The sequence below is a fragment of the Streptomyces phyllanthi genome (assembly GCF_009377205.1).
Classification (GTDB): Bacteria; Actinomycetota; Actinomycetes; order Streptomycetales; family Streptomycetaceae; genus Streptomyces; species Streptomyces phyllanthi.
Window position 1 is genome coordinate 1 of the sequence record NZ_VJZE01000391.1, and the last position, 8,884, is coordinate 8,884.

The 8,884-nt window shown below is 71.8% G+C and carries 3 protein-coding genes; all 3 read left to right on the forward strand.

Features of this window, described 5'->3' with window-relative positions:
* Positions 1-638 (forward strand): condensation domain-containing protein (locus FNH04_RS35430; protein WP_228031792.1); only part of this gene is annotated, 638 nt, incomplete at its 5' end.
* The gene (locus tag FNH04_RS35435) at positions 635-7,063 is read left to right on the forward strand and encodes a non-ribosomal peptide synthetase (RefSeq protein WP_152789956.1); all 6,429 of its coding nucleotides are present in this window, start codon (positions 635-637) and stop codon (positions 7,061-7,063) included. The genes FNH04_RS35430 and FNH04_RS35435, both read left to right, overlap by 4 nt.
* Positions 7,063-8,884: condensation domain-containing protein (locus FNH04_RS35440; protein ID WP_152789957.1), on the forward strand; the 1,822-nt coding region annotated here is incomplete at its 3' end. The genes FNH04_RS35435 and FNH04_RS35440, both read left to right, overlap by 1 nt.

Genomic DNA, 8,884 nt, shown 5'->3' on the forward strand with positions numbered 1-8,884 from the left:
GTGGGGGATCGGTGGTGGTGGACGTGGAGAGCCACGGTCGTCACGAGGAGGGTCCCGGGATGGACCTGTCCCGGACGGTGGGCTGGTTCACTTGCCTGTATCCGGTGGCGCTGGGCGGTGGGACCGAGCCGGGCCGGGTGCTGGCGGACACCAAGGAGATGGTGCGGCGGGTGCCCCGTCATGGTCTGGGTTATGGCCTGTTGCGCCATCTGTCGGGCTGGCGGCCGCCCGCGACCGCGGAGATCAGCTTCAACTACCTCGGCCAGGCCGCTACCAGCCACAACGCCGACGACCCGTTCCGGTTCACCGAAGGGCCACGCGGCCGGGCACGATCACCCGAAGGCGACCGTCTGCACCTGATCGAAATCCTCGGGAGAGTCGCGGACGGCCGCCTGAGCCTGGTCTGGAGCTACAGCGACGAAATCCACGACGAGGCGACGATCTCCGGATTGGCGCACCGCTACATCGAGGTCCTCGGCGAGCTGATCGACCACTGCTGCCGCCCCGAGGCCGACGACTACACACCGTCGGACTTCCCGCTGGCCGACCTGGACCACGCCGCACTGGACCTCATCGCCCAGCACTTCGGCTCGGTGTCCGGGCCGGGTGAGAGCACCGACTCCGGAGGCGGGTCGTGACGGCGTTCGACATGACGGCGCGACCGCGCGGCGGCGCCATCGAGGACATCTACCCGCTGACCGGGCTGCAGCAGGGCATGCTGTTCCACTCCCGGCTCGCTCCCGAGAAGGGGATGTACTGGATCCAGTACGGGCTGCTGCTGGACGGCCGGATCGACCTCGGACTCCTGCGGCAGGCCTGGGAGCTGGTCTTCGCCCGGCACGAGGTCCTGCGCACCGGGGTGTGGGACCAGGCCAAGGTACCGGTGGCGGTGGTGTCGCGGTCGGTGCCGCTGCCCTGGCAGGTGATCGACCTGTCCGGCCTCGACGAGGGCACCCGGCAGCGGGCCGTCGCGGAGTACGAGGCCGCCGACGCCGCCCGGGGCGCCGATTTCGCCGCGCCCTCGCTGGCGCGGGTCGCGGTGATGCGCCTGGGGGAGGACCGGTATCGGGTGCTGTGGAGCTACCACCACCTGCTGCTGGACGGGTGGAGCGCCCCGGTGGTGGTCGGGGACGCCCTGCACGCCTACCGGGAACTGGTGGCCGTGCGACAGCCGAGGCTGCCGAGCAGGCGGCCGTTCCGTGATTTCGTGGCCTGGTCGTCGGGCCAGGATCAGGAAGCGGCCCGGCGGTACTGGCGGGAGCGGCTCGCCGGTCTCACCGCGCCCACGCCGCTGGGCGTAGGGAACACGACAGGGGAGACCGGGCAGGGCACGGCCTGGGTCCGCCTGCCGACGGACACCTCCGCCCGGGTGGCGGAGTTCGCGCGACGGCACCGGCTGACGGTCAACACGATCGTCCAGGGCGCATGGGCGGTCCTCACCGCCCGCTACGCCGGTACCGACGACGTCGTGTTCGGCGTGATCTCCTCCGGGCGCAGCGGTCAGCTCGACGGCATCGAGGACATGGTCGGCCTGCTGATCAACACCACCCCGGCCCGCATCAAGGTCGATCCCGGCCAGACGGTCCCGCAGTGGCTGGCCGGAATACAGGCCGAGCAGGCGCGCGGCCGACGCTTCGAGCACACCGCACTGACCGACATCCAGGCCTGCAGCGAGATCCCCGCCGGACAGCCCCTGTTCGAGACGCTGTTCGTCTTCGAGAACTACCCCACACCGACGGCGCGGGACCAGTACCGCTCCACGGGGAGTGACATCCGGATCCAGCGGATCCTGTTCGAGATGCAGGCGCACGAGCCGCTGGCCGTCATCGTCAACCGGGACGACGAACTGGTCGTCCGGCTGGTGTACGACCGGGCCAGATTCGACGACGAAACCGCCGGGCGAATGGCCCGCTACCTGGCCACGGTGCTCGAGGCCATCGCCGCGGACGAGGGCGGCCCGGTCGCCGACCTGCCGGTGCTCACCCAGCGGGAACGGCGCCGTCTCATCGACGAATGGAACGACACGGCGGTCCCGACACCGCCGGTCGACGGAGCCCATGATCTGATCGCGCGAGCGGCGCCGGACACGATCGCGCTGGAAAGCGGCTCCGTGTCGCTGACGTACGCCGCCCTCGTGGAACGCGCGGCCCGGCTGGCCCACCGGCTGCGCGAGGCCGGTGTCACCGCCGAGACGGTGGTGGGCCTGCATCTGCCGCCGGGACCGGACGCGGTGATCGCCATTCTGGCGGTCTGGCTGGCCGGCGGGGCGTACCTGCCGCTGGACCCCGACCAGGCGGCGGACCGGACGGCGTTCATGCTGGACGACAGCGGCGCGGCGATCGTCGTCGGTACCTCCCTGCCCGCGACCCTGCCCACCGGGCTGCCCACCGTGGTACTGGACGACCCGGCGGTCCGGGCCGCGATCGCGGCGTCGCCTCCCACACCGCCCAGCCCGGTGCCGGGCGGCCCGGAGCGGCTCGCCTACGTGATCTACACCTCGGGTTCGACCGGCACACCCAAGGGCGTGCAGGTGGCTCACCGCGGCGTGGTCAACCTGGCGATCGGGCTCTCCGCGGCCGTGGGGGCCGGACCGGGGACGCGGGTGCTCCAGTTCGCGCCGCTCAGCTTCGACGGCGCGGTCGGCGAGCTGGTGATGGCGCTGCCACTGGGCGGGGCATCGGTCGTGGCCACGCCGGAGCAGCGCGCCGAACCGAACCTGCTCGCCAAACTGGTCCGCGACCGGGCCGTGCGGGTGACGCCCCTGCCGCCGTCGCTGCTGAGGGTGCTGGAGCCGGGCGACCTCCGGGGACTGGGCACCCTGATCACGGTGGGTGAGCGTCTGGACCCCGACCTCGCGGCCGCGTGGCAGAACCACCACCGCCTCCTCAACGGCTACGGCCCGACCGAGACCACGGTGGCGGCCAGCATCGGCGCCGTCGGCCCGTCCCCCGGTGGCGGCCCGCCGATCGGCACTCCGATCGCCAACACCCGGATGTACGTCCTGGACGCCCGGCTGGACCCGGTACCGGTCGGGGTGGCCGGCGAGCTGTTCGTCGGCGGCGGACAGCTGGCCCGCGGATACGGCCGGCGCCCGGCGCTGACCGCGGAGCGGTTCGTCGCCGACCGGTTCGCCGGGGACGGTTCGCGGCTGTACCGGACGGGCGACCGGGTCCGCTGGCGTGCCGACGGACAGCTGGAGTTCCTGGGCCGGATCGACGACCAGATCAAGATCCGGGGCTTCCGGATCGAGCCGGGGGAGATCGAGACCGCGCTGAACGCCCACCCTGCGATCCGGTCGTCCGCGGTCATCGCCTGGGGGGACGGCGCCGGCCGACGGCTGGCCGCCTACCTGGTCCCGGCGGACCACGCCGAAGGCGTCCCCCCGGTGGACGTGCTGCGCGACCACCTCCGCCAGAGCCTGCCCGAATTCATGATCCCCGCACTGTTCACCGAGCTGGCCGATCTGCCGCTGACCTCGTCCGGGAAGACCGACCGGACGGCGCTGCCGGCTCCCGACCAGCACCGCCCTGACCTGGATGGCCGGTACACCGCCCCGTCCAGCCCCACCGAGGAACTGGTGGCCGGAATCTGGACCCAGGTACTGGGGGTGGACCGGGTCGGCGCAGGCGACGACTTCTTCCAGCTCGGCGGGCATTCGCTGCTGGCCGCGCAGGTGATGTCCCGGGTACGGGCGGTGTTCGGAGCCGAGGTGCCCCTCGCCGCGCTGTTCGATCATCCGACGGTGCGGGGCCTCGCCGAGGTGATCGAGGGCACCGCGCGCGGGCTGGTGGTGCCGCCGGTGACCGCGGTGTCCCGCGACCGGCCGCTGCCGCTGTCGTTCGCCCAGCAGCGTCTGTGGTTCCTCGACCGGCTCGAGCCGGGATCGGCCGAATACGTCGTGCGCATGCCCATACGGTGGGACGCCCACGTGGACGCGGCCGTCCTGGGGCAGGCCCTGGACGCGGTGGTGGCGCGGCACGAGGTGCTGCGGACCCGGCTGGTGGCGGGCCCGGACGGGGTGGCGCACCAGGTGATCGACCCGCCGGCGCCGGTGCCGCTGCCAGTGGCGGACGTGTCCGGCGTCGCCGATCCGGTGGCGGCGGCGCGGGTCCTCCTGGCGGTGGACGCGTCCACGCCGTTCGACCTGGCGGCCGAGCCGCTGGTCCGTGCCTGCCTGATCCGCCTGGGCGAGACCGGGCACCTGCTGGCACTGACGATGCACCACGTCGTTTTCGACGAGTGGTCCGAGCGGATTCTGCGGCGCGATCTGCTGGCGTCCTACGAAGCGTTCCGGGCCGGTGAGCCGGATCCGCTGCCGCCGCTCGCGGTTCAGTACGCGGACTTCGCGGTGTGGCAGCGCTCGTGGTTGACCGGGGAGGTGTTGGAGCAGCAGCTGGGTTACTGGCGCGATCGGCTGGCCGGGGCCCCGGTGCTGGAGCTGCCCACCGATCGGCCCCGCCCGCCGGTGTGGTCGACGGCGAGCGGAGTGGTGCCGTTCACCGTTCCCGCTGATGTGGTGGACGGGCTGCGGAAGGTCGCCCAGGACGGCGGCGCGACGATGTTCATGGTGCTGCTGGCGGGGTTCAGCGTGCTGCTGGGCCGGTACTGCGGTCAGGACGACATCGTGGTGGGCACGCCGGTGGCGGATCGGGGCCGGGCCGAGACCGAGGACCTGATCGGGTTCTTCCTCAACACCCTGGTGATGCGCGCCGACCTGTCGGGGGACCCGACGTTCGCCGAGGTCCTGGCCCGGGTGCGGGAGACCGCGCTGGGGGGCTACGCGCACCAGGACCTGCCGTTCGAGCAGCTGGTGGACGCGCTGGTGACCGACCGGGACCGCTCCCGCACCCCGCTGTTCCGGGTCTTCTTCAGCTACGTCCAGGGAGGTGAGGACGCCGGCCGGCAGGAGCCCGACGTCCTGGACGACCGCGACGCGGGCGGGCCGGCGCGCACGCTCACCCTCGCCGATCTCGATCTCACACTCGGTGACTCCGGCGAGGGCGGCCTGGCCGGGGCCGTCCAGTACAGCACCGCCCTGTTCGATGAAGCCACGATCCAACGGCTGGCGGCTCATCTGGTCACGGTGTTGCGGGCTTGTGCGGTACCTGGTCGTCGGGTGGCCGGCCTGGAGCTGCTGGCCGACGCCGAGCGTGGTGAGTTGCGGGTGTGGGGGACGGGTGCGGAGCCGGCGGTGAGGGGCTCGGTCCTGGAACTGATCGCGGAGCAGGCGAGGCTGCGGCCGGACGCGGTTGCGGTGGTGGAGGGGGATCGGCAGCTCACCTACGGGGAGCTGAACGCACGGTCGAACCGGTTGGCGCGGCATCTGCGGGCGCGGGGTATCGGCTGTGAGGATGTGGTGGGGGTGTGCCTGCAGCGGGGCACCGGTCTGATGGTGGCGCTGCTGGGGGTGCTGAAGGCCGGTGCGGCTTATCTGCCACTGGATGCCGACCATCCCGGTCAGCGGATGCAGTACATGCTCCAAGCCGCCGGGGCGACGCTGGTGATCACCCAGAGCGAGGTGGCGGACCGGCTCGAATCCACCGCGGTACCGCAGCTGCTGATCAATGGCGACCAGGCGGCGACCGATACTCACCCGGCCTCTGATCTGCCGGCCCAAGCGGGGCCGGGGAACCTGGCGTACGTCATCTTCACCTCAGGTTCGACCGGTCGGCCCAACGGCGTGTTCATCGAACACTCCGCCATGAGCGTGCGACTGGTGGAACTGGGCCGCCAGTACGGGATCACCCCGGCGGACAGTACCTTGCAGTTCGCCTCCATCACCTTCGACGCCACAGTGGACCAGCTTTTCTCGGTCCTCATGTACGGCGGGCGGCTGGTGCTGCGCGGCGCCGAGCTGTGGACGCCGGCACGGGTGCTGCGAGAGATCCGGGCGCAGCGAGTCACCATGGTGGAGATGACGCCCGCGGTCTGGGAGCTGGCCATCTCCGACCTTTCGGCCTCCGACCTTTCGGCGGGCTACGGGCTGGGCCCGGACTTCCGCCTGCTGAACCTGGGCGGTGAGGCGGTGCCGGCCGGGGCGTTGGCCGACTGGTTCGAGCGGACTTCGGTGCCCGTGCTCAACACGTACGGGCCGACGGAGGCGACGATCACGTCGATGGCGTGGCTGATGCGGGAGCCGGTTTCGCCGGTTCCGATCGGGCTGCCGGTCGCCGGGACGACGGTGTACGTGCTGGATACCCGGCTGCGCCCGGTGCCGGTCGGAGTGGCCGGCGAGCTGTTCATCGGCGGCCCTGGGGTGGCTCGCGGGTACGGAGGCCGTCCGGCGCTGACCGCGCGGCGGTTCGTCGCCGACCCGTTCGCGGCTGATGGCTCGCGCATGTACCGGACAGGTGACCGGGTGCGGTGGAGCGCGGCGGGACGGATGGAGTTCCTGGGCCGGGCCGATGACCAGGTCAAGGTACGAGGAGTCCGGATAGAACCTGGGGAGATCGAGGCCGCGCTCGCCGCCCACCCCGGTGTGCAGGTGGCGGTGGTGACCCCGTTCGGTGAGTCGGCGCAGGTACGCCTGGTGGCCTACGTCGTACCCGCCGACCCGTCCGAAGGCATCCCCGACTCGGGCGATCTGCGCGGGCATCTGCGTCAGAGCCTGCCGGAATCCATGATCCCGTCGGTGTTCGTCGAGTTGGCCGGCCTGCCGCTGACGTCCAGCAACAAGATCGACCGCGCCGCGCTGCCGGTGCCCGACATCGGCCGTACCGACCAGGACGGCTCCTACGTTGCGCCCTCGACCCCCGCCGAGGAGCTGCTGGCCGGGATCTGGGCCGAACTCCTCGGGGCGGACCACGTCGGGGCCGAGGACAACTTCTTCGAACTCGGGGGCCACTCACTGCTGGCCACCCAGGTGATCTCCCGCATCCGAGACGCATTCGGGACCGAGGTGCCCCTGGCGGCCTTGTTCGACCAGCCCACGGTGCGTGAACTCGCCCAGGTGGTCGAGGAACGGATCTTGGACGAGATCGAGCGCATGTCAGATGACGAAGTGCTCCAGGCACTCGGTGGTTACGGACAGGACGCACGGCCCGGCGAGGATGGTATTTCCTGATGGCTGCTTCCCCCGCAGATCTTGTTGAGAACCTCGAGAACCAGGGTGTGCGCTTCAGCGTTCACGAGGGACGGCTCCGGGTCTCCGCACCGAAGGACGTGCTGACCGGTGACCTCCGGCAGAGGCTCCAGGACTGGCGCGACGACATCGTGGAACTGCTCGGAACCCGGCAGGGCGCCCCCCGCGGCTCCGCCCCGTCGATCACCCCGGTGGACCGGCGGGACCGGCTCCCGCTCTCGTTCGCGCAGCAGCGTCTGTGGTTCCTCGACCAGCTCGAACCGGGATCGGCCGAATACAACGTGCCGATGCACATGCGCCTGGGCCGCGACATCGACGTGGCGGCGCTCCACGCGGCGCTGACGGCCGTCGTCGCGCGGCACGAGGTGTTGCGGACCCGGCTGGTCGCCGGCCGGGACGGCCTCGCCAGCCAGGTGATCGACCCGCCGACGGAGGTGCCGCTGCCGGTGGTGGACGTGTCCGCGACGGCGGACTCGGTGACCGTGACGCGGCGGCTGGTGGCGGCGGAGGCGGCGGCGCCGTTCGACCTGGCCGCCGGGCCGGTGCTGCGGGCCTGCCTGATCCGGCTGGGCGCGGCCGGGCACGTGCTGGCGGTGTCCGTGCACCACGTGGCCTCGGACGAGTGGTCGGGCCGGATCTTCCACCGCGAGCTGGAACTCCTGTACAAGGCGTTCCGCGCCGGTGAGCCGGATCCGCTGGCGCCGCTCGGGGTGCAGTACGCCGACTTCGCGGTGTGGCAGAGGTCCTGGCTGACCGGGGAGGTGCTGGACGGGCAGCTGGCGTACTGGCGTCGGCAGCTGGCCGGGGCGCCGGTGCTGGAGCTGCCCGTCGACCGGCCCCGCTCAAGGGTCTCGGACGGTCCCGGAGCCTCTGTCGGGTTCGTGGTCCCCGCGCCGGTCGCGGACCGGCTGAAGGAGATCGCCCGCCGCAACGGCGCGACGATGTTCATGACGCTGCTGGCCGCGTCCGCCGTGCTGCTGGGCCGGTACTGCGGCCAGGACGACGTCGTGGTCGGCGCGCCGGTGGCCAACCGCAACCGTGCTGAGACCGACGACCTCATCGGGTTCTTCGTCAACACCCTGGTCCTGCGCACCGATCTGTCCGCGGACCCGACCTTCACCGAGCTGCTGGGCCGGGTACGGGACGTGGCGCTGGGCGCCTACGAGCACCAGGACCTGCCCTTCGAGCAGCTGGTGGACGCGCTGGCCACCGACCGAGACCGGTCCCGGGCCCCGCTGTTCCAGGTCCTGTTCAACTACGACCCCGCGGCCCCGGCCGACGGCATGCCCGCGCCGGGAGGCGCCGCCGGACCGGACTCCCGGAACGGCCTCCCCCTGGACACGTCGCCGCCGGTGCGGTTCGACCTCGTGATGGGGCTGGGGGAGATCCACGCCAGTGGCGAGCTGGTCGGCAGGATCGACTACCGGACGTCGCTGTTCGACGCCGCCACGGTGGAGCGGATGGCGGCACATCTCGTCAACGTGCTGACCGCCGTTGCCGAGGATGCGGAGCGGCGGGTCGGTGATCTGCCTTTGTTGTCGGTGGCTGAGCGGCGGCTGCTGTTGGCGGGCTGGAACGATGCGGTGGCGCCGCTGCCGGGTGTGGGTGGGGCTCATGACCTGGTCGCTGAGCGGGTGCGGCAGCATCCGGATGCGGTGGCGGTGGTGTGCGGTGGGGCGTCGCTTACTTATGCGGGGTTGTGGGAGCGTGCCGGTCGGTTGGCCGGGCTGTTGTGTGCGCAGGGTGTGGGTGCGGAGTCGGTGGTGGGGCTGTGTCTTGAGCGTGGGGTGGACATGGCGGTGG